Source organism: Micromonospora sp. WMMD1076, assembly GCF_029581475.1.
GTDB lineage: Bacteria > Actinomycetota > Actinomycetes > Mycobacteriales > Micromonosporaceae > Micromonospora > Micromonospora aurantiaca.
Window position 1 is genome coordinate 431,927 of record NZ_CP120862.1, and the last position, 23,792, is coordinate 455,718.

General features: G+C 73.2%; 25 protein-coding genes. 11 read left to right on the plus strand and 14 right to left on the minus strand.

All coding sequences use genetic code 11. The annotated features are described in order from the left end of the window. Positions 1-8 precede the first annotated feature (8 nt). The 4 genes from O7622_RS02250 to O7622_RS02265 all read right to left on the minus strand — a co-directional run bounded on the left by O7622_RS02250 (position 9) and on the right by O7622_RS02265 (position 3,149). Positions 9-977, minus strand: coding sequence for an SRPBCC family protein (locus O7622_RS02250; RefSeq protein ID WP_282311634.1), 969 nt, complete (start codon positions 975-977; stop codon positions 9-11). Positions 978-980: 3 nt separating this feature from the next. Then, positions 981-1,436, minus strand: coding sequence for a hypothetical protein (locus O7622_RS02255; protein WP_282311635.1), 456 nt, complete (start codon positions 1,434-1,436; stop codon positions 981-983). Positions 1,437-1,586: 150 nt separating this feature from the next. Continuing rightward, positions 1,587-2,096, minus strand: a complete 510-nt coding sequence (locus O7622_RS02260) for a GNAT family N-acetyltransferase (protein WP_282311637.1) — start codon at positions 2,094-2,096, stop codon at positions 1,587-1,589. A gap of 150 nt (positions 2,097-2,246) precedes the next feature. Then, positions 2,247-3,149 (minus strand): hypothetical protein, encoded by a 903-nt coding sequence (locus tag O7622_RS02265; protein WP_282311639.1) that lies wholly within the window; start codon positions 3,147-3,149, stop codon positions 2,247-2,249. Positions 3,150-3,301: 152 nt separating this feature from the next. Here O7622_RS02265 and O7622_RS02270 point away from each other — a divergent pair, with 152 nt between their 5' ends. Further along, positions 3,302-3,514: a hypothetical protein gene (locus O7622_RS02270; RefSeq protein ID WP_013288875.1), complete on the plus strand. Its 213-nt coding sequence runs from the start codon at positions 3,302-3,304 to the stop codon at positions 3,512-3,514. A 6-nt stretch (positions 3,515-3,520) separates the two neighbouring features. Here the strand turns inward: O7622_RS02270 and O7622_RS02275 are convergent, their stop codons facing one another. The 4 genes from O7622_RS02275 to O7622_RS02290 all read right to left on the minus strand — a co-directional run bounded on the left by O7622_RS02275 (position 3,521) and on the right by O7622_RS02290 (position 7,036). Beyond that, complete coding sequence (locus O7622_RS02275) at positions 3,521-4,006, minus strand: DUF3263 domain-containing protein (RefSeq protein ID WP_282311640.1); 486 nt, start codon at positions 4,004-4,006, stop codon at positions 3,521-3,523. A 136-nt stretch (positions 4,007-4,142) separates the two neighbouring features. Beyond that, on the minus strand, positions 4,143-5,156 hold the full coding sequence (locus O7622_RS02280; protein ID WP_282311641.1) for an ABC transporter permease subunit: 1,014 nt from the start codon (positions 5,154-5,156) through the stop codon (positions 4,143-4,145). Next, positions 5,153-6,151: an ATP-binding cassette domain-containing protein gene (locus O7622_RS02285; RefSeq protein WP_282311642.1), complete on the minus strand. Its 999-nt coding sequence runs from the start codon at positions 6,149-6,151 to the stop codon at positions 5,153-5,155. Before O7622_RS02285 ends, O7622_RS02280 begins: the two co-directional genes overlap by 4 nt. A 99-nt stretch (positions 6,152-6,250) precedes the next feature. Next, complete coding sequence (locus tag O7622_RS02290) at positions 6,251-7,036, minus strand: DeoR/GlpR family DNA-binding transcription regulator (RefSeq protein WP_282311643.1); 786 nt, start codon at positions 7,034-7,036, stop codon at positions 6,251-6,253. Between the two features lie 199 nt (positions 7,037-7,235). Here O7622_RS02290 and O7622_RS02295 point away from each other — a divergent pair, with 199 nt between their 5' ends. From O7622_RS02295 to nagA, 4 genes are read left to right on the plus strand one after another with little or no spacing between them, the layout of a single operon-like run. Beyond that, complete coding sequence (locus O7622_RS02295) at positions 7,236-8,165, plus strand: sugar isomerase (RefSeq protein ID WP_282311644.1); 930 nt, start codon at positions 7,236-7,238, stop codon at positions 8,163-8,165. Next, a complete protein-coding gene (locus O7622_RS02300) occupies positions 8,162-8,362 on the plus strand; it encodes a hypothetical protein (RefSeq protein ID WP_282311645.1) in 201 nt (66 codons plus the stop codon). Before O7622_RS02295 ends, O7622_RS02300 begins: the two co-directional genes overlap by 4 nt. Further along, on the plus strand, positions 8,359-9,291 hold the full coding sequence (locus O7622_RS02305) for an ROK family protein (RefSeq protein WP_282311646.1): 933 nt from the start codon (positions 8,359-8,361) through the stop codon (positions 9,289-9,291). Before O7622_RS02300 ends, O7622_RS02305 begins: the two co-directional genes overlap by 4 nt. Further along, on the plus strand, positions 9,288-10,397 hold the full coding sequence (nagA, locus tag O7622_RS02310; RefSeq protein WP_282311647.1) for an N-acetylglucosamine-6-phosphate deacetylase: 1,110 nt from the start codon (positions 9,288-9,290) through the stop codon (positions 10,395-10,397). Before O7622_RS02305 ends, nagA begins: the two co-directional genes overlap by 4 nt. A gap of 13 nt (positions 10,398-10,410) precedes the next feature. On the opposite strand, the gene O7622_RS02315 is transcribed toward nagA, so the two are convergent. Beyond that, positions 10,411-11,619, minus strand: a complete 1,209-nt coding sequence (locus O7622_RS02315; protein WP_282311648.1) for a DUF4032 domain-containing protein — start codon at positions 11,617-11,619, stop codon at positions 10,411-10,413. 111 nt (positions 11,620-11,730) lie between these two features. On the opposite strand from O7622_RS02315, the gene O7622_RS02320 reads away from it, so the two are divergent. After that, entirely contained in the window at positions 11,731-12,513 is a 783-nt protein-coding gene (locus O7622_RS02320) for a phosphatase PAP2 family protein (RefSeq protein WP_282311649.1), read from the plus strand. A 168-nt stretch (positions 12,514-12,681) separates the two neighbouring features. Here O7622_RS02320 and O7622_RS02325 read toward each other — a convergent pair whose 3' ends face one another. Then, positions 12,682-14,466 carry an NAD-binding protein gene (locus O7622_RS02325; RefSeq protein WP_282311650.1) on the minus strand — a complete coding sequence of 595 codons (1,785 nt, stop codon included), beginning with the start codon at positions 14,464-14,466 and terminating at the stop codon, positions 12,682-12,684. Between the two features lie 88 nt (positions 14,467-14,554). Between O7622_RS02325 and O7622_RS02330 the strand changes: the two genes are divergently transcribed. From O7622_RS02330 to O7622_RS02345, 4 genes are all read left to right on the plus strand, one after another. Next, complete coding sequence (locus O7622_RS02330) at positions 14,555-15,034, plus strand: MSMEG_6728 family protein (protein WP_282314007.1); 480 nt, start codon at positions 14,555-14,557, stop codon at positions 15,032-15,034. Between the two features lie 198 nt (positions 15,035-15,232). Beyond that, entirely contained in the window at positions 15,233-16,777 is a 1,545-nt protein-coding gene (locus O7622_RS02335; protein WP_282311651.1) for an FAD-dependent oxidoreductase, read from the plus strand. Between the two features lie 541 nt (positions 16,778-17,318). Then, positions 17,319-17,777 (plus strand): hypothetical protein, encoded by a 459-nt coding sequence (locus O7622_RS02340; protein ID WP_282311652.1) that lies wholly within the window; start codon positions 17,319-17,321, stop codon positions 17,775-17,777. Between the two features lie 214 nt (positions 17,778-17,991). Next, positions 17,992-18,432, plus strand: a complete 441-nt coding sequence (locus O7622_RS02345) for an HNH endonuclease (RefSeq protein ID WP_282311653.1) — start codon at positions 17,992-17,994, stop codon at positions 18,430-18,432. A 75-nt stretch (positions 18,433-18,507) separates the two neighbouring features. Here O7622_RS02345 and O7622_RS02350 read toward each other — a convergent pair whose 3' ends face one another. Beyond that, on the minus strand, positions 18,508-19,131 hold the full coding sequence (locus O7622_RS02350) for a TetR/AcrR family transcriptional regulator C-terminal domain-containing protein (RefSeq protein WP_282311654.1): 624 nt from the start codon (positions 19,129-19,131) through the stop codon (positions 18,508-18,510). A 69-nt stretch (positions 19,132-19,200) separates the two neighbouring features. On the opposite strand from O7622_RS02350, the gene O7622_RS02355 reads away from it, so the two are divergent. Continuing rightward, positions 19,201-19,752, plus strand: coding sequence for a peroxiredoxin-like family protein (locus tag O7622_RS02355; protein ID WP_282311655.1), 552 nt, complete (start codon positions 19,201-19,203; stop codon positions 19,750-19,752). On the opposite strand, the gene O7622_RS02360 is transcribed toward O7622_RS02355, so the two are convergent. The 3 genes from O7622_RS02360 to O7622_RS02370 all read right to left on the minus strand — a co-directional run bounded on the left by O7622_RS02360 (position 19,727) and on the right by O7622_RS02370 (position 23,638). Then, positions 19,727-20,338: a hypothetical protein gene (locus tag O7622_RS02360; RefSeq protein WP_282311656.1), complete on the minus strand. Its 612-nt coding sequence runs from the start codon at positions 20,336-20,338 to the stop codon at positions 19,727-19,729. The genes O7622_RS02355 and O7622_RS02360 overlap by 26 nt on opposite strands. A 58-nt stretch (positions 20,339-20,396) precedes the next feature. Continuing rightward, on the minus strand, positions 20,397-21,164 hold the full coding sequence (locus O7622_RS02365) for an enoyl-CoA hydratase/isomerase family protein (protein WP_282311658.1): 768 nt from the start codon (positions 21,162-21,164) through the stop codon (positions 20,397-20,399). A 77-nt stretch (positions 21,165-21,241) separates the two neighbouring features. Further along, positions 21,242-23,638 carry a M4 family metallopeptidase gene (locus tag O7622_RS02370; protein ID WP_282311659.1) on the minus strand — a complete coding sequence of 799 codons (2,397 nt, stop codon included), beginning with the start codon at positions 23,636-23,638 and terminating at the stop codon, positions 21,242-21,244. Positions 23,639-23,792: the final 154 nt, after the last annotated feature.

Below are 23,792 nucleotides of genomic sequence, written 5' to 3' on the forward strand. Positions count from 1 at the left end.
GCCTCCGGTCAGCTCTCCTCGCGGCGGCGGGCGGCCGGGCGGCGGGAACGCTCCGGGACGGTGAGGACCGGCTCGTCGGCGTACTCGGTGTCGTCGAAGTCGTTGCCCTCGTCGTAGGCGGCGTACTCGTCGTCGGCAGGCCCGCTGTCTCCCCGCTCCTCCCGGAGCGCGGTCTCGTGGTCCTTGACGACCTGGGAGTCCTCGATCTCGCCGCGCCAGCCCTCGACCGCGTCCGGGTCGAGCACGGTCCGGGTCATCACGTGCCGGACGAAGTGCTTCAGCTCCAGCCGGACCCGGCGGCCCTGCGCTCGCCACAGGTTGCCGGTGTGCTCGAAGAAGCCCTGCGGGTGGTACTCCAGCACGACCAGGATCCGGGTCAGCTCCGGGGCGACCCCGTGGAAGCTGACGGTGCCGTCGACCGAGCCCTTCTCACCCTTCGACCGCCAGTGGACGAGCCGGTCCGGGATCTGCCGGACGATCGTCGAATCCCAGCTCCGGTGCGACCAGAGCACCTGCGCCTTCCAGGTCATCTTCTCGTCGGCGTCGCAGTCGGCCTGCTCGACCTTCTTCGTGAAGCTCGGGAAGTCGCCGAACGTCGTCCACTGGTTGTAGGCGACCCGGACCGGCACGCCGACCTCGATGGTCTCGACGATGTTGGTGACCTTGAGCTTCCGGCCGCCGTCCCGGCCACCCCTGCGGCCGAACGCCGCCATCAGCTTCTCCTTACCGCCGGCCAGGCCGGCATGGAACATCGCCTTCACCGGGGAGGTACCGGTGGCGAGCCGTTGCGCGCCGGTGGCGGCGGCGACCAGGCCAGGGTCGCCGCCCCGCTTCGCGTACTCGCTCAGCCGCCCGGTGGCGCCGGTGACCCGTTCGGTGACCACCTGCACGGCCCGCTCACCGAGCGCGGAGGCGAGGTCGTGCAGCTCGCCGCCGATCTGGTCGCGGGCCCGGTCGGCCAGGCTGCCCGCCGCCACGGCTCACCGTCCCCGATCGGCTCGGGCCGGCACCGGCGCGCCGGGCTGGTCGTCCAGTTCCTGCTCCTCGTCCGGCGCGGAACGCCCGGCGCCCGGTCCGGAACGGTCCTCGTCCGGCGCGGAACGCCCGGCGTCCGGCCGGCCCGTACCCGCCTTGCGGCGCAACGCGCCGGTGCCCTCACGCAGCCGTCCGCCGATGGCGTCGATGCCGTTGCCGGCGGCGGCGGTCGCGGCCGCCCGGCCCGCGGCCACCAGCGGCGGTGCCAGCCCGCCGAGGTTGCGCAGCTGCGGGTTCGCGGCCATCAGGTCCGCGCCGAGCTGCTTCAGGCCGCCCGGGCGCCGGCTGGCCCGCCCGGCGGCGACCGCCGCGGCGAGCGTCAGCGCGGTACGCATCTTCTTCCGGCGACCCAGCAGGTAGCCGAAGCCGACGGCGAACGCCACCCGTGTTCCGCTCCTCATCCGCTCTCCTCCGCGCTTTCCGGGAACGTCGGGTCCCGGAGACGCGGGCAGTTACCCGTCACCCCCTCGGGAAAACACTTCCGTGCAAGCACGAAACCACCCACCGAGGCAGCCCTGAGCAGGAGAAACGTGATCGGGGAACGAAACGGGTCAGCGGATCGGCAGGGCCGAATCCAGGGACATCCGGGCGTGCAGCACTCCGTCTTGCGCACGCAGTTCCGCGCCGCACTTACGCAGCACCGAGATCGCGCCCGCGTTGTCCGGCGTGGTGTTCGCGACCACCGTGTGCATTCCGGCCCCGGCGGCGACGTGCAGCAACTGCCGCAGCGCCGCGGCACCCAGGCCCCGGCCCCGCGCCGACCGGCCGAGCCACATGCCGGTCTCCACTGTTCCCGGCTCGTCCCGGCGGGTCATCCGCACCATGCCGACGACCTCACCGCCGGAGACGATCGCGTACATGGCGGTGCCGGTCGGGCCGTTCAGCCCGCCGAGGCTGGCGCGGTGGAACTCGCGGAACGCGTCGCGGCGGGCCAGCGACCAGCCCGCGGGGGCGTCCACCGGAGGCATGACGTCCTCCGGTTCCGCCTCGGCCGCCGCTACGGAGAGCAACGGTTCCAGGTTCCGTTCGTCCACCGGCTCCAGCCGTACAGCACCCGTCACGTCGCGCAGTCTGCCGCGCGTGGCCCGGGTCGTCCACCCCTTTGGGGAGGGATTGCCGCTATGGTCGACCGCCTCGTCCGGTCGTACCCCCGGGGTGTTCCCGCCTCACGCTGCGTTGTCATCCGACCGGTCGTTCCGACGTGAGCGTGCTCACGCCGAAGGACCGAACTCGCAGAGGACAGCCGAGGCGTCGTCGGTGCGCTTGTGCCGCCGCAGCCGGTCCGGGTGGTCCCGCTCGGCAGCGCGCACCCGGTCGATCAGCCCTTCCGGGCCCTCCACGGTCAGCACCTCCAGCAGCCCGGCCCAGTCGAACAGGCCGAACTGGTCGACAGCGCAGGAAGCGCCGTCACTGAGCAGCGCGGCCCGGCGCAGCGCCCCCGGACCGCGCAGCGGAAGCGTCCCGGCGAGCGCGTGGTACGCGGCGTCCGGGTCGCTCGCCGCCGCCCAGTAGCCGTGGGTGCGGTTCATCCGGGTCCGCTGCACGGTCGTCGCGCGCCGGAACCGGGTCACCGGGTCGGTCTCGCCGTCCGGCAGTGCGGCGACGCTGCGGCGCAGGTCCGCCACCGCGTCGGCGAGCCGGTCGTCGGTGATTACCTCGATCCCCTGGTCGGTGTCGAGCACCAGCGGGCTGTCGCAGAGCACCAGGTAGTCGACCCGGTCGCCGCTGTGCCGGAGCAGGCAGACGGTTGAGGACGGGGTGCCGGGATGGTCGAGGTCACACGTTCCGCCGTGATCGGCCCGCACCGCGAGGATCGCCGCCGCGAGGCTGCTCATCAGCGTGGCGGCGGGGCGGGCCGCGATGGCCAGGCCGATCCGGGCGGCCAGGTGCCGGACGTACCAGGCGGGACCGTGCGCGCAGCCGGTGTCGAAGCCCTCGGGCACCGTCGCGCCGTCGAGGACGCCGACGAGCGGGCCGAACCGGAAGACCACGTCCTCGTTCTCCGGTCGGCCGGGCGCCGGGTCGGAGGCGGAACGGACCCGCATCACCGGCGCCTCCGCGACCGGGCGGGCCGGCCTGCTGCCGATCGCGTACCGGCGGTCTGGTGCCCCCATCGTCGGCCTCCGTCCGTTGTCGCGGGCCGCCTACCCGGACCGCGGCCGGTCATCCGCCAGCCACCCCGATCGAAGTAACCGTGCGTCATCTTCTCCGGACTTTCGGTAGCGTCGGACGCGACCGGGTCGGTCCCGGCGACAGGGGGTTCGAGATGTTGGAGCGGTTGCACGAGGGCGGCATCCGGGCGGAGCACGCCTACCTCGCCGGGTTCGTCAGCATCGGCCTCTCGGTGACCAGCTGGTTCCTCTCCAAGCACATGGAGCGCGCCGGGGTGGCGCGGGCGGACCGCTGGGGCATCTTCATCGGCGAGTGGGCCCCGACGTTCTTCGCCATCGGCAACGGGTTGCGCACGTACGAGAAGTGACGCCGGTCAGCGGCGCCGGTTACGGGCACGCGACGAGCGCAGCCGACGCAGCCGGCCGATCAGCACCGGCTCGGCGGCGAGCGCGGCCGGCTGGTCGAGCAGAGCGTTGAGCAGCTGGTAGTAGCGGGTCGCGGAGAGCCCGAACGTGTCCCGGATGGCTTGCTCCTTGGCGCCGGCGTGCTTCCACCACTGCGCCTCGAACGCGAGGATCCGCCGTTCCCGCTCGGTGAGGCCGGCGGGCGTCGTGCCTGCACCGGCCGCATCTCCCGCATCCGGACCGGCCTGCTCGACCGGCTCGACGGACTCGGCGGGCGGCGACCCTGGCCCGGCCGTGGCGTGCTCGGCGGGTCGAGCGGACTCCGACGGCTCCGACGGAGTGGACTCGACGGGCGGAGCGGTGCGCGGTGGCGGAACGGTCCCACCCGCGTGGCGCGTATCCGCTGTCGGGCCGGACCGGTCGACGGCGGCCCGCTGCGAGGCGTCGGCGGACATGGCGCTCCTCTCCGACGGCAGGTGACCGGCACGCGGAACGCGCCGGCCGGGGGAGCCCCAGCGTAACCAGGGCCGCCCCCGGCCGCATCGGACGCGGGGTCCGCGCCGCCGGCCGGTGCCGGCGGCGCGGACGAGGTCAGGAGATGTCCCGCCGCCGCATCGTCCAGAACGCGGCCACGACCGCGCCCACCAGGGCCACGCCGAACACCACGGCCGACTGCTGCCAGGTGACCATGTACGTGGCGGGCTCGCAGGCGCCCTGGGAGAACTGGCAGGTGTCGTAGTCGAACAGTTCCGCCTGCTTCAGGAACCACGACTGGGCGTACGTGGACAGCACGTACCGGTCACCGAACTGGACCCCGAGCACGGCGACCGCGATCCGGATGCCGATCTCGCTCACCGCGAAGATGCCCACCGCCGCGCCGAGCGCCATCGCCGTGTGCCGGCCCAGCGAGGCCAGCGCGAACCCGATCGCCGCCACGAGCAGCGTCATCGCCAGCGCGCGCAGCCCGTCCAGCCCGATCGACTGCCACACTCCCGAGGTCATCTTCGCGGTGCTGCCGCGCTGACTGGCGATCAGCCAGAACGCCGCCGTCCAGAGGGCGCCGAGCACCACGGTCAGGCCGAACACGGTGGTGAGCAGGGCGGCCAGCTTCGTGCCCAGCACGGTGAGCCGTTTCGGTCGCCAGAGCAGCAGGTTCATCATCCCGCCGGTGTTCCACTCGGCACCCACGAAGGAGGCGCCGACGATGAAGCCGAACAGCGCCACGGAGGCGGCGAACACGGCGATGAACAGGGGGAACTCGGCCCGGAAGTCGAACTGGTACGGCAGGTACCACTTCGCCTCGAACATGTCGGGCTGCGGCTGGTAGTCCTTGCCGCAGTTGGGGCCGTACCGTTCCTCGGTGTTCTCGCCCCGGGCCGCGGCGGCCTCGCACTCCCCGATGGAGCGCTTCCACTCCGTCATCGCGATCTGGTATTCGCCGTTCGCCTTGGCCTCGGCCGCGGCCACGGCGGCGGGCGACAGCTTCTCGCTGGAGAAGCTGAACGCGGTGGCGACGGTGGCCAGGCCGAGCACCAGCAGCACGAGCATCAGCCGGGTCACCCGGCGCTTGCCGAGCCGGCGCAGCTCGGTGACGAACAGGCTCATGCGCCCCAACCTCCTGCGGTGCCGGTCTGGTCGACCTTGGCGGACTGATCGACCTGACGGTGCTGGCCGGGGACCGGCGCGGTGGCGGTCAGTTCGAGGAAGACGCTCTCCAGGTCGACAGCGACCGGTGTGAGCTCGCTGACGTACAGGCCCTGCTCGGCGAGGAGCCGGCTGACAGTGGCCGGCTTGTCCACGCCGGACAGCATCAGGTGGTCCGGCTCGGCGGCGACGCGGACCCCGGCGCGGGTGAGCGCGTCGGCGGCCTGGGGCAGGTCGCTGACCGCCTCCAGGCGTACCCGCACGGAGCCCTGGGAGTGGGCCGCGAGCACCTGCTCGACCGGTCCGAAAGCGACCCGGCGGCCGAGCGAGATGATGGTGACCGAGTCGCAGATGAGTTGGATCTCGCCCAGGATGTGGCTGGAGAGCACCACTGTCATGCCGCTCTCGGACAGCTCGCGCATCAGCCCGCGAATCTCCCGGATGCCGCCCGGGTCGAGGCCGTTCGCGGGCTCGTCGAGGATCAGCAGCTCGGGATTCTTGAGCAGCGCGGAGGCGACCGCGAGGCGCTGCTTCATGCCGAGCGAGTAGGTCTTCACCCGCTCGCCGGCCCGGTCGCGCAGCCCGACCAGCTCCAGCACCTCGTCCACGCGCTGCTTGGGCAGCTCACCGGCCTGGGCGAGCAGGCCCAGCGTGTCGCGGGCGGAGAAGTGCGGGAAGAACTGCGGACTCTCCACGATGGCGCCGACCTGCCCGGCGACGGCCGGCAGCGCGTGCGGCAGTTCCTGGCCGAGAATGGCCATCCGGCCGCCGTTGGGCCGGATCAGGCCCAGCAGCGTGCGCAGCGTGGTGGTCTTGCCCGAGCCGTTCGGGCCGAGGAAGCCGTGCACCTGGCCGGCCTCGACTCGCATGTCGAAGCCGTCGAGCGCGTGGCGGACCCCGCGTTTCCGGCTCCGGTACGTCTTGCGGAGACCTTCGATCTCCAGGACAGCCGACACAGCTGACCTCCCCCGATAAGTAGGCGTCAGCGACACCATACGCGGTATGCACGCGAAGGCGATACCCGGTATGCAGTGTCGGCGTGTCGCGCGCGGAGGTCAGGCGCAGACGACGTGCACGCCCGCGTCGCGGAACGCCGCCACCACGTCGGGGGACGCGCCGGAGTCGGTCACCAGCGTCTCGACCCGGTCCACCGGGCAGATCCGGGCGAACGCGTGCCCGCCGAGCTTCGACGAGTCGGCTATCACGACGACCCGCTTGGCCCGGGCCACCATGAGGCTGTTCATGGCCGCCTCGCCCTCGTGGTGCGCGGCGGCGCCGAGCTGCGGGTCGATCGCGTCCACGCCGAGCAGCGCCACGTCGAGCGTGACCTCGCGCAGCAGCGCCCCGCCGAGCGGGCCGACCAGCTCGAACGACTTCGGCCGGACCACGCCGCCGGCCACCACCACCTTCATCCGCGAGCGCACCAGCAGCTCGTTGGCGATGTTCAGCGCGTTCGTGACCACTGTGAGCTGGGCACCCTCGGCACTGGTGTTGAGATCCGGGCGGACGGCGAGCGCCCGCGCCACCTCGGTGCTCGTGGTGCCGCCGTTGAGACCGACGACCGTGCCCGGCGACACGAGCGCGGCGGCCGCCGCGCCGATCCGCTGCTTCTCGGCCGAGTGCTTCGCGGTCTTGTAGCGCAGCGGCAGGTCGTAGGAGACACCGTTGGCGACCGCGCCACCCCGGGTACGGGTGATCATCTGCTGCTGGGCGAGCTGGTCGAAGTCGCGCCGGATGGTGGCCTGGGAGACGTCGAGCCGCCCGGCCGCCTCCTCGACGCTGACCCGGCCGCTGTCGGTCAGCATCTCCAGCAGCGCGTTCCAGCGCGCGTAGCGGTCCACCGCGGGGCCCTCCCCAGACTGTGCGTGAACGGTGATCGGTTGCGTGCACACTAGTGCGCGAAACGCGGTCCGCGCAAAACCCTGCGCTGCGCGAACAGGGAGACGGTTGCCACGGCCGCCCCGTTTCACGCAGAATGACGCGCGAAAGGCGGCCGTATCGCGCCGTATTGCGCAAGGTCTCCCTCGGCGAGGAGTTGTCATGGCGTACGTGCACGCGGAGATCGCGAGCCAGCCCGACTGCTGGCGGGAGGCGGCGCGACTCGCCCCGACCGTCGCCACACACCTGCCGCGCCCCGGCGAGCGGGTCGCCGTGGTCGGTTGCGGCACGTCGTGGTTCATGGCGATGGCGTACGCCGGGCTGCGCGAGGCCGCCGGCCAGGGCGAGACCGACGCCTTCCAGGCCAGCGAGTTCCCGGCCGGCCGCCACTACGACCGGCTCATCGCGATCACCCGCTCCGGCACCACCACCGAGGTGCTCGACCTGCTCACCGCGCTGCGCGGGCGGATCCCCGCCACGGTCCTGGTCGGCGATCCGGGCTCGGCCGCCGTCACGCTCGCCGGCGCCACAGTCGCGCTGCCCTTCGCCGACGAGCGGTCGGTGGTGCAGACCCGCTTCGCCACCACCGCGCTCGCGTTGCTGCGTGCCCACCTCGGCGAGGACCTCGGCCGCCTGGCCGCCGACGCCGAGGTGGCCGTACGCGCCCCGCTGCCGATCGACCCGGCCGGCATCGAGCAGGTCACCTTCCTCGGTCGCGGCTGGACCGTCGGGCTGGCGCAGGAGGCCGCGCTGAAGTGCCGCGAGGCGGCCACGTTCTGGGCCGAGGCGTACCCGGCCATGGACTACCGGCACGGCCCGATCTCGGTCGCCGCGCCCGGCCGGCTGGTCTGGGCGCTCGGCGAGATCCCGGACGGCCTGCCCGAGGACGTGGCCGCGACCGGCGCCGCGTTCGTGCACAGCCGCACGCACGGCTGGCGCACGGTGCTGACGAGCTGGTCGGCCGGCCGCAACCCGGTCGACCCGATGGCCGACCTGATCCTGGCCCAGCGGTTCGCTGTCGCGCTCGCCACCAGCCGCGGCCTCGACCCGGACGCGCCCCGGCACCTCACCCGCTCCGTGGTCCTGGCATGAGCGAACGCACCGAGCGCAGCGAGGGCCGTGAGCGCATGCCCAGCCGACACAGCATGAGCGAACGCACCGAGCGCAGCGAGGGCCGTGAGCGCATGCCCAGCCGGCACAGCATGAGCGAACGCACCGAGCGGATCGGCCGGCTCAGCTACCGAACCGGCCGGATCGGCGGCGGCGAGCGAAGCGGGCCGACGGCGTGAGCGCAGGCGACGAGGTCGTCGTCGCGCTGGACGTGGGCGGCACCGGGATGAAGTGCGCCCTGGTCCGGCCGGACGGCACGACTGTGCACACCGAACGGCACGCCACCGGCGCGCAGCGCGGCCCGGAGGCCGTGGTCGGCACGATCCTCGACGTGGCCGAAGGGCTCGCCGGCAAGGCCCGCGCCGACGGCCGTACGCCGGTGGCCTGCGGCATCGCCGTACCCGGTGTGGTCGACGAGGCGCGCGGCACGGCCGTCTGGTCGGCGAACGTGGGCTTCCGGGACGTACCCCTGCGGGAGCTGGCGCGCACGCGGCTGGGACTGCCGGCGGCGCTCGGCCACGACGTACGTGTCGGCGGCCTGGCCGAGGCCCGGCTCGGCGCCGGACGGGACGCCGGCCACGTGCTGTTCGTCGCGATCGGCACCGGCATCGCCGCCGCCCACGTGGTCGACGGGTCGGCCGCCACCGGCGCGCACGGTGCCGCCGGGGAGATCGGCCACATCCTGGTACGCCCCGGCGGACCGCGCTGCGGATGCGGGCGGATCGGCTGTCTGGAGGCGGTGTCGTCGGCCTCGGCGATCGGACGCCGGTACGCCGAGCTGTCCGGCGCGCCCGCCACCGCCGCCCAGGTGGCCGACCGGGCGGCGGCCGGTGAACCGCTCGCCGTCGAGGTGTGGCAGGAGGCGGTCGAGGCGCTCGCCGACGGACTCGCCACCGGGCAGGCGCTCTACGATGTCTCGACAGTGGTGCTCGGCGGCGGGCTGGCCCAGGCCGGTCCCCGGCTGTTCGACCCGCTGCGGACGGCGTTGCGCGCGCGGCTGACGTTCCACCGCGAGCCGCGCCTGGTGGCGGCCGGCCTCGGTGACGAGGCCGGCTGCCTGGGCGCCGCCCTGCTGGCCCTGGACACCATGGCGAAGGAGAGTCGATGACCCGGCGCGTGACCGGCAAGGTGGTGACCCCGACCGGCGTCATCCGGCAGGGTTGCGTGGAGATCGCCGGCGGGCGGATCACCGCTGTCGCCGAGTATCCGTCGGTGCGCGACGGCCACTGGATCGTGCCGGGCTTCGTGGACATGCACACCCACGGCGGCGGCGGGCACACGTTCACCACCGGCGACCCGGAGTCGGCCCGGCACGCAGCCGCGTTCCACCTCGGGCACGGCACCACCACGCTGCTGGCGAGCCTGGTCAGTTCCCCGTTCGAGCTGATGCGCGACGCCACCGCCGCCTACCGGCCGCTGGTCGAGGAGGGCGTGCTCGCGGGCGTCCACTTCGAGGGCCCGTACCTGTCCGCGGACCGCTGCGGCGCGCAGAACCCGGAGTTCCTGCGCGACCCGTCCACCGCGGAGCTGACCGAGCTGATCGAGCTGGGCGGCGGCGCCGTACGCATGGTCACTATCGCTCCCGAGCGGGACGGCGCCACCAAGGCGGTCGAGCTGCTGGTGTCGCACGGCGTGGTCGCGGCGGTCGGGCACACCGACGCCACCTGGGAGCAGACGCGGGCGGCGGTGGCTGCGGGCGCGAGCGTCGGCACCCACCTGTTCAACGGGATGCGCCCGGTGCACCACCGCGAGCCGGGCCCGGTGGTGGCGCTGCTGGAGGCCCCGAACGTGGTGTGCGAGCTGGTCGCCGACGGGGTGCACCTGCACGACGGCATGCTCGGCTTCGCCACCTCGGTGGCCGGCCCGGAGCGGGCCGCGCTGATCACCGACGCGATGGCCGCCGCCGGGATGCCGGACGGCGAGTACGAGCTGGGCGGCCAGGCGGTCACCGTGTCCGGCGGGGTGGCCCGGCTCAGCCGCGACGGCGCGATCGCCGGCAGCACGCTCACCATGGACGCGGCGCTGCGGCACGCGGTCGGCGCGGGTGTGGCCCTGCCGGACGCCTGCCGGATGGTCGCCACCACCCCGGCCCGTGCGATCGGCCTGGGCGACCGGGTGGGCGCGCTGGTCGCTGGGCTGCGCGCCGACCTGGTGATGCTGGACGACGACCTGAACGTCGTGCGGGTGATGCGCGGCGGCGACTGGGTGGAGTGATCCGCCCCCGGCGTCAGGTGGTCGGCACCTCGACGCCGAGCACCGCCTGCTCGTCCGGCCGGTGCACCAGCACGTCGGCCAGGTACGACTGCACCGCCCGACGCATCCCGACGTCCCGGCCGGCCTGCTCGGAGAGCAGCCACTTGTGCTCGATGATCTGGGCGAACAGTTCCTGCGGCTCCAGCTTGTTCCGCAGGTGCCCGGGGACGGCCCGGACCACCGGCTCGAAGACCTCGGTCAGCCAGCGGTGCGCCGCCTGCTGCTCGTCGGTCAGGTCGCTCTCCAGCCGGTAGGCGTCCAGGTCGTTGAGGAGCCTGCGGGCCTGGTTCTCCTCCGCGTCCAGGCCGGTCAGGCGCAGCAGCCGCCGAGTGTGGTAGCCGGCGTCGACCACCTTCGGCCGGACCAGGTAGCGCCCGTTGTCGACAGTCGACATGGCCACCTCGGCCACGTCGAAGCCCAGCTCGTTGAGGCGGCGGATGCGCCCCTCGATGTCGTGCCGGGCGGCGCGCTCGACCTGCTGCTCGTAGGTGATCTCGTACCAGAGCCGCTCGTAGCGCTGCACGACCTCCTCGCAGACCACCTCCGGGTCGATCGACTCGTGGAGCAGCCCGGCGGCCTGCAGGTCGAGCGCCTCGCCGAAGATGTTCACCCGGGCGATCTCCAGGTCCTCGCCGCGCTGGCCGTTCGACAGCGACGGGTGCAGGGCACCGGTCTCGGCGTCGACCAGGTACGCGGCGAACGCGCCCGCGTCCCGCCGGAACAGCGTGTTCGACAGCGAGCAGTCGCCCCAGAAGAAGCCGGTCAGGTGCATCCGGACCAGCAGCACCGCCAGCGCGTCGAGCAGCCGGTTCATGGTCTCCGGCCGCAGCGTGCGGGAGAACAGCGCCCGGTAGGGCAGCGAGAACTGGAGGTGGCGGGTGATCAGCACCGGATCCAGCGGCTCGCCGTCGTCGGTCTGCCGGTCGGCCACGATCGCGATGGCCTCGACCGACGGGAAGTCGATCCGCTCCAGCGCCCGCAGCAGGTCGTACTCGCGCTCGGCGACCCGCTCGCCGGTCTCCTTCACCGCGTAGACGTACCCGCCGAGCCGGACGAACCGCACGATGTGCCGGGAGATGCCCTGCGGCAGTGCGACCAGATGCTCGGCAGGCCACTGCTCCAGCGGTGTCGACCAGGGGAGGTCGAGCAGCGCCGGGTCGACGAGAGCCGAGGTGATCCGCACGGCAACCAGTGTGACCGCTGACCCCCGCGCCGCGCTTCCCTTCGTGGTTGGGCACACAGCCGCCGATGCCCGCGCCGCCCGGCCGCCGCCGGCGGCCGGTAGCGTGGTCGCGTGCGTCAGACCTCGGGGGTACGCGGTGACCTGCGGCTGCGGCCGGTCCGGCCGGCCGGGTGGTGGTTCGACGGGCTGCTGCTCGCGGCAGTGGTGGCACTGACCGTCGCGCTCGCCTCGGGTCACCTGTTCGGCCTCGACCGGGCGGTCGCCGACTGGTCCGACGAGAACCGCCCGGCCGCCGCCCGCTGGGTGGCGACGACGCTGAACCTGCTCGGTCAGGGCACGCCGCTGACACTGCTCGCGGCCGGGCTGGGCGTGCTGCTGGCGTGGCGGCTGCGCTCGGTGCGGCCGCTGCTGCCGCCGGTGGCCGGGTTCGTGCTCACGTTCTTCACGATCGGCCCGCTGAAGGTGTGGACGGCCCGCCCGGCTCCGAGCGCCTCGGTCAAGGAGCCGTTCCTGTCGCCCGAGCAGACGCTGCCGCTGTTCCAGCACGACCTGCCGGTGCGTTTCGCGCAGTCGTATCCGTCCGGGCACGTCGCCAACTCGATCGTCTGGTACGGCGTCCTGGCCCTGCTGCTGGCCCCGCTCGTGCGCACGCTCGGCCGTACCGTGCCGCCCCGGCTGGTCACGGTGGTCCGGGCGGTGCCCCCGGCGGTGGTCTTCTGCACCACCGTCTACCTGGGCTGGCACTGGCTGACCGACTCGGTCGCCGGGCTGCTGCTCGGCCTGCTGCTGGACCGCCTGCTGCACCGGGTGCCCTGGGACGACCTGCCGCTGCCGCGCCGCCTCGGCGACCGGGGGCGCCCGGTCGCCTGGTCCGCCACCTCCGCGACGCGGTGACGGGCGGGCCCGACTCTCAGCCCACCGTCCGGATCTCCACGATGCCGATCCGGGTACGGGTGCCGCAGGTCAGCCTCCGGCGGTGGTCGTCGTCCGCCGGCCGCCACGAACACGCCGCCGGTGCTCTCCGGGCCGATCGGCACCCGCCCCTGCCGCAGCGACGGGGCGTCACTCCTGCGGGCGGCGCGCGGCGGGCGGGCCGGTCGGTGCCGGCGGCGGCGCGGGCGTAGTCTCCCGGAGCAGCGCGGTGAGCCCGGCCCGCCGGGCCACCACGGTGAGCCGGTCACCGGCCTGGATCACCATGCGGGGGTCGGCCGACCAGTCGGCCTTCTGGTTCGGCCGGGTGTGCGCGAGCAGGCGTACCTCGCCGGGCCGGGCCACCGCGCTCAGCGGACTCCCGTCCAGCGGCGAACCGGCCACCACCGGCACCTCGGTGACCAGCAGCGCGTGCCGGTCGACCGGGATGGTGGCGACCACAGCGCGATCCAGCAGGGCCGCCGCGAACGCCGGCGCGGCCAGATAGGACACGCTGCGCGAGATGCCGATGCCGAACGCCTGCTGGATCCGCTCGGCGAAGTCGCCGTCGAACAGCCGCAGCACCACGCGCAGGTCCGGGTCGAGGGACCGGGCGATCAGCGCGGCCCGCAGGTTCGTCCCGTCGTCGGTGGACACCACCACGAGCGCCTGGCAGGTGTCCACCGAGGCGGACCGGAGCGTCTCCTCCCGGCCGGCGTCGCCCACGATCAGCGGCACCCCCAGGCGTCGCGCCAGCGCGGCGCCGCGCGCGTCCGGGTTCTTGTCGATCGCCACCACCTCGACGCCGAAGTCGTGCAACTGCGCCATCACCCGGGTGCCGATGTTGCCCAGCCCGACCATCACCACGTGCCCCGAACGGTCCGGCTGGACCCGGCCCGCGTGCAACGCCAGCCGGGCGTTGACGATGCCGTCGACCACCGCGGCCGTGATCAGCGGGATCAGCGCCAGCCCGGCCAGGTTGAGGACCACCTGCATCACCTGGGCCGCGACCGGCTTGTTGACGTCCGGATCCTGGCCGGTGAGCGTGGTGACCAGCGTCAGGTAGACCGCCTCGCTCCAGCTCACGTCGGCGGCCCGCGCGTTGAGCCAGCCCAGCGCCGCGATCACCCCGAGCAGCACCAGCACCGCGATGCCGATCTTGCGGGTGGCGAAGTGGCGGACCGCGCGCAACAGGACGGCGACCGGCTGCCGGCGCCGCCGCGCCCGCACCAGCCGCCGCGCGGCGACCTCGGTGCCCGCCGGCCGCCCGGTCGCCTCGGCCAGCACCACGTCGGCCGCCGCCTCGTCCGCGGGCAGCACCCGGACCAGGTCCGGATCGGTGGTGACGGCAAGGCCGCAGACCACGTCCTGCTGGCGTACGTCGTCGCGGCGGGCCACGTAGAGCGTGCGCCCGGCGTGCCGGAAGTGGGTCGGCGCCACCTCACCCAGCGCGGCGGCGACGAAGGCGGGGGCGGCGATCGAGGCGTCGGACAGCACAGCCGAGTCGGGGAAGAGCTGCCGCAGCCCGTCCGCCAGGTTGGTGTTGAACATCCGCACCACCAGGCGCAGCCGCGACTCGACCTCCTGCGCGCAGAGCGCGGCGTGCATGTTGCCCACGTCGTCCTGGTGCAGCAGGGCCAGCCCGGCCGCGCCGGCCAGCCCGGCCCGGCGGAACGCGGCCTCGTCGAGGCGCTCCGCCGTGACCACACGTACCCCCGGCACGTCCCGGCCGTCGGGGCCCTCGGACCGGCGGCGGCCCGGCACCACGAGCGTGACCCGCACCTGGCCGTCGGCGCTGTCGGTGGCGAGCAGCGACCGGACCACCCAGTAGGCGAGCGGGTCGGAGCCGCAGACCACGTAGTGGGGGCGTTCGTCACCGTTCATCCGGAGCCGCCAGCCGGTCGCGCGGCGCGCGCGGTCGCGCAGTGGCTCGGCCATGTCCGGATCGTAGTCAGCCGCTCGCGATCCGCGCAGCCCCGGCGATCATGGACGCATGGCGGGGGCGGGTACGGGTAGAGCAACCGGCATGCAGACGTTCCTGCCGTATCCGGACTTCCTGGCCAGCGCGCGCACGCTGGACCAGAAGCGGCTGGGCAAGCAGCGTGTGGAGGCGATCCAGGTGCTGCGCGGGCTGACCCGGCCGGACTACGGCTGGCGCAACCATCCCGCGGTGAAGATGTGGGCCGGGTACGAGGAGGCGCTGACCCGGTACGGGCTGGACATGTGCGCGGTGTGGTGCGAGCCGGGCCGGGCCGACACCTGCGCCGGCACGCTCGCCACCGACCTCGCCACCGCCTGCGGCATCTCGGTGATCCGCACCCAGGACGAGCTGGCCGCCGCCGGTGAGCTGCCGCCCTGGCTGGGCCGCGACGACCTGCACCGCAGCCACCGGTCGTCGCTGCTGCGCAAGGATCCGGGCCACTATGCACAGCTGTTCGCCGACGTCTCCCCCGACCTGGAGTACGTCTGGCCCCCGTCGGACCGCCCCCGCCGCTGCCTGCCGTGAAAGGAAGGGCCCCTTGTTAACGCCTCCGGTAGAGGAAGGGCCCCTTGTTAACACCTCGCCCACGCACCCCCGCGGCGCACGCGGCGCAGGGGGTGACGCGGCGTTAAGAAGGTGCCCCGCACATCCGTATGCGTTAAAAGGGGCCCCTTCCTTTCACCTCGGGCAGACTGGGAGGACCACCGACTGGAGGATGGCCCCGTGGGTCTGTCGCAAGTGGTAGGTCGCCTGATCGGCGTACGCGAGCACGTGGTGGACCCGGGCGGCGGTGGCGCCGACCGCGTGCCGCGACCGGTCCCGGCGCTGGTGGTCGGCGGCGGCATCGCCGGCATGTCGGCTGCTGTGGTGCTGGCCGAGCGCGGCGTGGCGGTGACGGTGCTGGAGGCGGCGCCGCACCTCGGCGGGCGGCTCGGCGCCTGGCCGGAGGAACTGTCCGACGGCGTCCAGCGCAACGAGCACGGCTTCCACGCGTTCTTCCGGCAGTACTGGAACTGGCGGTCGATCCTGCGCCGGGTCGATCCGGCGCTGGGCTTCCTCAAGCCGATCCCGGGTTACCCGATCCTGTCCGAGCAGTGGCCCACCGAGGAGTTCGGCAAGCTGCCGCCCGCGCCGCCGGCGAACCTGCTGGCGCTGCTGCTGCGCAGCCCGAGCCTGCGCCTGGCCGACCTGCGCGCGATGGACCGGGACGCGGCGCTGCCGCTGCTCACCTACGACCCGGTACGCACCTACGAGGAGTTCGACGAGCGGACCGCCGACCATCTGCTCACCTCGCTGCGGCTGCCGGACCGGGCGCGGGCCATGCTGTTCGAGGTCTTCTCGCACTCGTTCTTCAACCACGAGGCGGAGATGTCGGCCGCCGAGATGATCGCGCAGTTCCACTTCTACCTGCTCGGCAACCCGGAGGGGCTGGCCTTCGACTGCCCGGACCGGGACTACGGCACGGCGATCTGGGAGCCGCTGACCCGGCACGTGGAGGAGCACGGCGGCCGGGTGCTGACCGACGTGGCTGTGGCCCGGCTGGACCGTACCCCGGCGGGGTGGCGGGTGACCGACGCGGACGGTGACGCCTGGGAGGCGCCGCACGTGGTGCTCGCGGTGGACCCGCCGGCGCTCGCCGCGCTGGTCGGCGCCTCGCCCGGCCTGGTCGCGGCGGCGCCCGAGCTGGTGGCGCGGATGCCCGCGTTCGGCAGACCCGGACCGCCGTACGCGGTGGCGCGCTACTGGATGGACGGGGACGTCCGGGCCGACCGCGCGGTGTTCAGCGGCGTCTCCCGGCAGCCCACGCTGGACTCGGTGACGCTCTACCACCGGCTGGAGGACGAGCCTCGCCGCTGGGCCGAGCGCACCGGTGGCTCGGTGGTGGAGCTGCACGCGTACGCCTGCGAGCCGGACGTGCCGGCCGACGAGCTGGCCGCCCGGATGCTGCGGGAGCTGACCGCGCTCTGGCCGGAGGTGGCCGACCTTTGGGTACGCGAGCTGCGCGCCCGCGTCGAGGCGCAGGCGCCGGCGTTCACGCCTGGTAGCCACGCCTGGCGTCCGGGGGTGGAGACCGACGCGCCCGGCCTCTACCTGGCCGGGGACGGCATCCGCACCGGGTTCCCGAGCGCGCTGATGGAACGGTCGGCGGCCACCGGGATCATCGCCGCGAACCACATCCTCCGTGCCGAGGGCGCGGCGGCCGAGCCGGTCCGGTCGATCCGGCCGCGTGGCCTGCTGGCCGGCAAGGCTGAGACGAAACGGTCATAGACGCGTGAAATTGGCTCTACGCTCGACTGATCCGGTGACACGGGAGGTCGGGCGGTGAGCACCGCGACGCGGGATCGGCGCGACGAGGAGCACGGGACACCGCGGGACGAACGGACCGCGGTGGTCACCGCGCTGCGACTCGGCTGGTCCATGGCGGACGCCTACCACCACGCGCAGACCGCCGACCTGACCGGGGACGGGCACCGGCCGGCGCCCGCGCCGCCGAAGCTGTCGAACCTCACCGAGCTGGCCGGGCGGCACCGGCTCGGCATGTACCTCGACGGCGTGGACGTCGCGCTGGCCCAGATCGCGCCGCTGACCACTGCGGGCCGTACGGTGCCGTCCACCGCCGCCGCCCGGGACGCCACCGGGGCGGGCCGGGAAACGCTGCTGCGTGCGCTCGACGACCTCAACATCGACGTGCTGCGCTGGACGATGGCGACGAACCACCGGGTGGGCGTGGCGTACCGGCTCGGGCGCTCGCTCGCCGACACCGTGCGGCGCGGCGACGCCGACCAACCAGGGCGACCTGTGGCAGGACGTGCTGACCGGCGGCCTGCACCCGCGCGACCTGCTGGACGAGAAGAACTGGGCGGTGGTCGCCCGCAACGTCGTCATCCGGGACCGGAAGCTGGTGGCGCAGGCTGCCCGTGGGATCTTCTGGCCGGTGCTGGCACCTCTGCTGGTGGTGCTGCTGGCGGTCGTCGGGGTCAGCGCGGCCGCGGCGGCCGGCTCCCCCACCACCCGGGCGGCGGTGGCGCTCGTCGGCCTCGGCGCCGGGCTCACCGCGATCTGGCGCTCGATCTCCACGCCCACGCTGTCGGTGGCGGCCGAGGTGAACCGCCCGCTGCTGGACAGCGAGCTGGTGGTGCAGATGAGCGCCCGGATCGACCGGCCGCTCACCACCGCGAGGTGCGCCGGGCGGGCCGGACGGCAGCGGCGGCCCGCCGACGACGGATCGAAATGCGTTGCCCACGGTTCCCGGATCGATCTACCGTGAGCGCGCAAGGTCAACCACCGCTCCGGGAGCCGTCGATGTCGCTGCGATACGCCACCACGATGACGTCGTGGCTGCTCGGCGACGGCTGCCGGGAACACGGTCCCTGGCCCGGAGGGCACGACTGACGCGTCTCGCGTCCCCGTCGTCGCCGCCCGGTCCCCGTGGACCGGGCGGCTTTTCGTCGCCGTACCACCGATCGTGAAGGGAGAACCCGGTGGACGCCGTCCTCGTCGTCAACGCCGACCTCGGCCCGCTGCACCGGGTCACCGTCAAGCACGCGATCCGGATGCTCTGCCGCCGGGTCGCCGAGATCCACGAGGCCGAGCCCGACCGGGCGATCGGCGTCTTCCCGCTGCCGCGTGTGGTCCGCCTCGTCCGGTACGTGGTGACCCGCTGGCGGTTCAGCGCCGGCCCGGCCTGGTCCCGGGCCGGGGTGCTGGCGCGCGACCGGCGGAAGTGCGCCTACTGCGACGGCGCGGCGAGCACGATCGACCACATCCTGCCCCGCTCGCGCGGTGGCCGGAACACCTGGGGGAACACCACCGCCGCCTGCTACGCGTGCAACCAGCGCAAAGGCGACCGGACCCCGGCCGAGGCGGGCATGCCGCTGCGGCGGGAGCCGACGACGCCGAGCTGGGCCGCACTGGCGCGGTGACGGACGGCCGGCGGGCACAGGGGGCGGTGTCGGGGTAAGCCCCGGCGCCGCGCCCGCCGGTCCCACCACAGGTGCCTAGCTGTCGAGACGCCGGGTCAGCCCGTCGAGCAGGAGGCCCAGCCCGCCACCGAACTCGTCCTCCGGTCCGACCGCGCCGGCCTCGCACGCGGTCGCGGCGAGCAGGGGGAACTCGTCGCGGGGCAGCGCCGCGATGACAGCCGTTCCGGGGCCTGACAGCGCGCCGAGGTGTTCCATCTGGATCGCGCCGACCACGTAGCCCAGCAGGGCGCGGAACGCGATCACCCGTCCGGTGCCGGTGAAGCCGGCACCTGTCAGTACCGCGAGCACCGCCTCGCCCCAGCGCAGGATCGCCGGCGAGTGGTGCCGGTACGCGGGAAGCAACGGCACCACTGCCGGATGGGCGCCGACCGCGCGGCGTACGCGATCGACCAGATCCCGGATGCCGTCCGGCCACGGGACGTCGAGCGGTGGCCGCGTGTCCACCCGTTCGAGGACCCGCTCGACGACGAGCGCCTCCAGTTCGTCCCGGTCGGCGACGTAGCGGTAGAGGCCCATCGTGCTGGTGCCGAGCTGCGCGCCGACCGCGCGCATGGTGAGACCGGCGAGGCCGTCCCGGTCGAGCACCGCGAGCGCCGCGTCGGCGAGCCGGGCCGGGGTCAGTGAACGGGGGCGGGGCATGGCCTTGACAGCGTACAGGATACGCCTACGGTTGTAGGAGTACGTCGTACGCCTACAACGGGAGCGCGCATGGACGTCGTCACCCCCCGCCACCTGACCAGCGTGACCGGCACCGGAATCGACCTGCCGGATCCGGACCGCCTGGTCCACCTCCAGTTCCGACGCTTCGCCGGCTGCCCGGTCTGCAACCTCCACCTGCGCTCGATCGTGCGCCGCCACGCCGAGATCGAGGCCGCAGGCGTACGCGAGGTGGTGCTCTTCCACTCCCCCGCCGACGAACTGCGCGAGCACGTCACCGACCTGCCGTTCGCCGTTGTGGCCGATCCGGACCGGCGGCTCTACCGGGAGTTCGGCGTGGAGTCGGCGCGGCGGTCGCTGCTCGACCCACGCGCCTGGCTGCCGATCCTGCGTGCCGTGGTGACCGGCACCTGGCACGTCCTGCGTGGCCGGGAGCGACTGCCGTCCACCTCCCCGCACGGCGGCCGGCTCGGGCTGCCGGCCGACTTCCTGATCGCGCCCGACGGGCGGGTGCTCGCCGAGAAGCACGGCGAACACGCCTCCGACCAGTGGTCGGTGGACGAGTTGCTGGCCCAGGTCAGCGGGAGCCGGTCGGCGCGGTGACCGCCGGATCGCCGGGGTGTTCCCGCAGGAACGCCTCGGCCCGCGGCGCGTCCCGGAGGATCTGCCAGCAGGCGGGCGCGAACATCACCCCGCTGACGCCGAACAGGACGAACCACATCGGGGTGAGGCTGAGCAGCAACTGGCCGAGGTTCATCGTCACCAGACCCCCGATCATCGGGACGAACCTCCGCTGCCGGATCATCTGCGCGGCGGTGACGCGCAGCCACGGCAGGTCATCCGCGGAGTCCACCACGCCCCGCCGGACGGCCCGGGCCAACTCCCGGCGACGGCGGAGGCTGACGGCCCACAGCCGCGACTCGCGGTCGGCCCGGTGGCTGCCGCTGCGGACCATGCGGACCAGCGCGACGATTTCAAGCCCCAGGCCCAGCGCCGCAAGGACCAGGCCGGTCACCTCCAGCCAGCCGGGCGGGTCACCGCGTTCCAGCCAGGTGCTCGGGAAGACGCCGCCCGCCATCAACCCCACCAGCAGCGACACCAGCGCGAACACCACCACCGCGCCGACCAGCAGCAGCCGGAACCGGCGGCGTCCACGCCGGATCGCTTCACGTTCTCGCCCACCGTCCACGATGGCCCCCCGTTCCGACAGCCGGACGTACCCGCCGGGGGTGCCGGTCAAACGGCGGTCAGCGCGTGGCGGGCGGGGTCCAGCCGAAGCGCGGCGGCCGGCGCTCGTTGATGGCCGCCACACCCTCGCGGGCCTCGCCGCTGTCCCGCACCTGCACGTGCCACCACGCGAGCCGGTCGGCGTCGGCACGCCCGTCCACGATCTCCTTGGCGGCGGTCACGGTGAGCCGGGACCGCTCGGCGATGGTGGCGGTCAGCGCCGCCACCCGCCCGGCCAGCTCACCGGCCGGCAGCACCTCGTCCACCAGGCCGATCCGCAGCGCCCGCTCGGCGTCGACCAGCTCGCTGGTGAACAGCAGGTGTTTCGCGGCCGACGGTCCGACCAGCGCGGCCAGCCGGCGGGTGGTCGGCGCCGGGTAGACCAGGCCGAGCCGGGCCGGGGGTACGCCGAACCGCGCGTCCGCCGAGGCCAGGCGCAGGTCGCAGGCGACGGCGAGCTGACAGCCGCCGCCCACGCAGGCACCCTCGATCGCGGCGACTGTGGGGCGGCCGAACGCGGCGAGCCGTTCCTCGGCGGCCACCGCGATGCTGCCGTCACCGGCTGCCAGCAGCTCGTCCAAATCGCCCAGGTCGGCGCCGGCGCAGAACGTGCCGCCCGCGCCGGTGAGCACCAGCACCCGTACCGCCGGGTCGGCCTCCAGGCCGTCGAGCAGCACCGGGAGCTGCCGCCACATGGCCGGGGTCATGGCGTTGCGCCGGGCCGGGTTGTGGATGACGACAGTTGCCACCGGGCCGTCCAGGGTGACTGTCAGTTCCGCGTCGGACATGGGTCCGACGGTAACGGGCGGGGCCCGGCGACCACCCGCGTGGGGTGGCCGCCGGGCCCCGGGGTCGGGCGGTCAGGTCAGGAGACGTTGACAGCGGTGTCGTCGAGCACGAACGAGGTCTGCAGCGAGGCGTCCTCGGTGCCGGTGAACTTCAGGGTGACGGTCTGCCCGGCGTACGCCGCCAGGGAGAACGACTTCTGGCTGTAGCCGCTGGCCTTGTTCAGGTTCGAGTAGGTCGCCAGCGTGGCCAGCACCGAGCCGGACGAGTTGAGCACCTGCACGTTCAGCTTGTCGTACTGGACGCTGCTGGTGGTCTCGGCCGAGTCGATGTGCAGCCAGAACGAGAAGGTGTACGCGGAGCAACCGGACGGCAGGCTCACCGACTGCGACAGCGTGTCGGTGCGGGTCCTGCCGTAGCCGTTCAGCCAGGCGTTCCAGGTACCGGTGCGGGTCGGCTGGCCCTGCGAGCCGTACTGGCCGATCACGCCGGAGGTGGAGGCCCAGACGGTGTTGCCGGACTCGAAGCCCGGGTTGCCGAGCTTCTGGCCCGCGCCGGTGCAGCCGCCGGTGCCGGTCACCGTCAGCGAGTACGTGGCGGTCTTCGCGCCGGACGCCGCGCTGCCGGTGACGGTCACCGAGTAGGTGCCGGCCGGCGTGCCGGAGCTGGTGGAGATGGTGAGCGTGGACGAGCCGCCCGACGTCACCGAGGCGGGGCTGAACGACGCGGTGGCGCCGGTCGGCAGGCCGGACGCGGAGAACGTCACGGTCTGCGCGGTGCCGCTGGTGGTGGACGTGGCGACGGTGGCGGAGACCGAGCCGCCCGCGGTGACCGACCCGGCGGTCGGCGAGAGCGAGACGGAGAAGTCGTTGCCGGTCGAGCTGCATGGAGCGTCGTTGCCGGCCACGTTCACAGCGGTCCACGCCGCCTGGACGGTCTTGTACTCGGTGGAGCAGTTGCCGTACAGGTCGGTCGCGGCCCGCAGGGTGTACGCGCGGGCGGTGTTGGCCGGGTTGCTGGTGTTGACGTACGAGGTGTTCGAGGTGAAGTACACGTCGAGCGCCCGGTACCAGATCTTCTCCGCCTTGGCGCGGCCGATGCCGGTCACCGCCGGGGCCGAGCCGCAGACCGGCGAGGTGCCGTACGCGGTGGCGCCGGTGCCCTCGGCGAGGTTGAAGAAGAAGTGGTTGCCGACACCGGAGGAGTAGTGCACGTCCTTGTTCTTCGTGCTGGTGGACCAGCAGGAGTCGGACGAGCCGTCCAGCGACGGGTTGTACATGTAGCGCAGCGGCGTACCGTTGCCGTTGATGTTGATCTTCTCACCGACCTGGTAGTCACCCGGGTCGCTCGGCGCGGCGGCGTAGAACTCCACCATGTTGCCGAAGATGTCGCTGGTGGACTCGTTGAGGCCACCGGACTCACCGGAGTAGACCAGCCCGGCCAGCGCCTCGGTGACGCCGTGGCTCATCTCGTGTCCGGCCACGTCGAGCGAGACCAGCGGACGGGAGTTGCCCGAGCCGTCGCCGTAGGTCATCTGGGAGCCGTCCCAGAACGCGTTGACGTAGTTGTTGCCGTAGTGCACCCGGCTCGGCACGCCCTGGCCGTTGCCGAAGATGCCGTTGCGGCCGTGCACGTTCTTGAAGTAGTCGAACGTCTTGGCGGCGCCGAAGTGCGCGTCCACGGCTGCCGACTGCCGGTTCGAGGTGGCGCCGTTGCCCCACGCGTTGTCCGCGTCGGTGAACGTGGTGCAGGTGGAGGTCCCGTTGTTCATGTCGCAGGTACGGCCGTTGCCGCGCACCGGGTCGATCATCTGGTACGTGCTGCCGGAGAGCGTGGTGTCGATGGTGACCGAGCCGGTGTAGATGCCCTCACCGGTGCCGGCCACCGTCTCGATCTCGTCGTACGAGCCGATCAACTTGCCGGTGGTGGCGTCGGTGATGACGTGCAGCTTCGACGGCGTCTGCTTGTCCGCCTTCCAGCCGGTCGCGACGGTCTCCCAGGCGAGGCGGCCCTTGCCGCTGCTGGCGTCGACGAACAGTTCCGGCGCGCCGACCGAGGTGAGCGACCCGGAGAACGTCTTGCGGGCGCTGGCCTTGGCCGCGTCCGCGCCGACCTTCGCGGTGGTGCTCAGGGTCAGCGGGGCGGAGAGGCTGACCGACGCGCCGGTCATGGTGCCGTTCGGGGCGGTGTGGATGACGAAGTCACCGCCGTACACCCGCAGGCCCTGGTAGGTCCGGCTGTAGCGGGTGTGCGCGGCCCCGGAGGGGTCGACCTTGGTGCGGACGGCCTGATAGGCCTCACCGCCGGCGCCTTGTACGACGCCGGGGTTGGCGCGCAGCAGGCTCGCGGCGTTGGCTGCGGCAGAGGTCTCGGGGCTGGGGGCGGTTGGCGTTGCCGCTTGCGCCGAGGTGGTGACGCAGGCCAGCACGCTGCTGGTGAGCAGCGCTGCGCTGACGGCGGCGACGGATCTTTTCACGGGCCCTCCTGGAAGGCGAAGTTGTGACGGGGGTAGTCACTGATGTAGATATAGCGATACATCGAAGAACGTGAAAGAGGCTGGCGAGATCCCGCCGGAGACATTGACCGAACGGATGAGGAGGAACGGTGGGCCGGAACCGGGTGGTCCCGTC

Excerpts from the sequence above, each read along its gene's own strand:
- O7622_RS02355 (WP_282311655.1), top strand. The coding sequence starts at position 19,201 with ATGGACGTCGTCACCCCCCGCCACCTGACCAGCGTGACCGGCACCGGA.
- O7622_RS02300 (WP_282311645.1), top strand. The coding sequence starts at position 8,162 with ATGAGCGAACGCACCGAGCGCAGCGAGGGCCGTGAGCGCATGCCCAGC.
- O7622_RS02270 (WP_013288875.1), top strand. The coding sequence starts at position 3,302 with ATGTTGGAGCGGTTGCACGAGGGCGGCATCCGGGCGGAGCACGCCTAC.
- O7622_RS02280 (WP_282311641.1), bottom strand. The coding sequence starts at position 5,156 with ATGAGCCTGTTCGTCACCGAGCTGCGCCGGCTCGGCAAGCGCCGGGTG.
- O7622_RS02255 (WP_282311635.1), bottom strand. The coding sequence starts at position 1,436 with ATGAGGAGCGGAACACGGGTGGCGTTCGCCGTCGGCTTCGGCTACCTG.
- O7622_RS02275 (WP_282311640.1), bottom strand. The coding sequence starts at position 4,006 with ATGTCCGCCGACGCCTCGCAGCGGGCCGCCGTCGACCGGTCCGGCCCG.
- O7622_RS02265 (WP_282311639.1), bottom strand. The coding sequence starts at position 3,149 with ATGGGGGCACCAGACCGCCGGTACGCGATCGGCAGCAGGCCGGCCCGC.
- O7622_RS02325 (WP_282311650.1), bottom strand. The coding sequence starts at position 14,466 with ATGGCCGAGCCACTGCGCGACCGCGCGCGCCGCGCGACCGGCTGGCGG.
- O7622_RS02365 (WP_282311658.1), bottom strand. The coding sequence starts at position 21,164 with ATGTCCGACGCGGAACTGACAGTCACCCTGGACGGCCCGGTGGCAACT.
- O7622_RS02350 (WP_282311654.1), bottom strand. The coding sequence starts at position 19,131 with ATGCCCCGCCCCCGTTCACTGACCCCGGCCCGGCTCGCCGACGCGGCG.
- O7622_RS02295 (WP_282311644.1), top strand. The coding sequence starts at position 7,236 with ATGGCGTACGTGCACGCGGAGATCGCGAGCCAGCCCGACTGCTGGCGG.
- nagA (WP_282311647.1), top strand. The coding sequence starts at position 9,288 with ATGACCCGGCGCGTGACCGGCAAGGTGGTGACCCCGACCGGCGTCATC.
- O7622_RS02330 (WP_282314007.1), top strand. The coding sequence starts at position 14,555 with ATGCAGACGTTCCTGCCGTATCCGGACTTCCTGGCCAGCGCGCGCACG.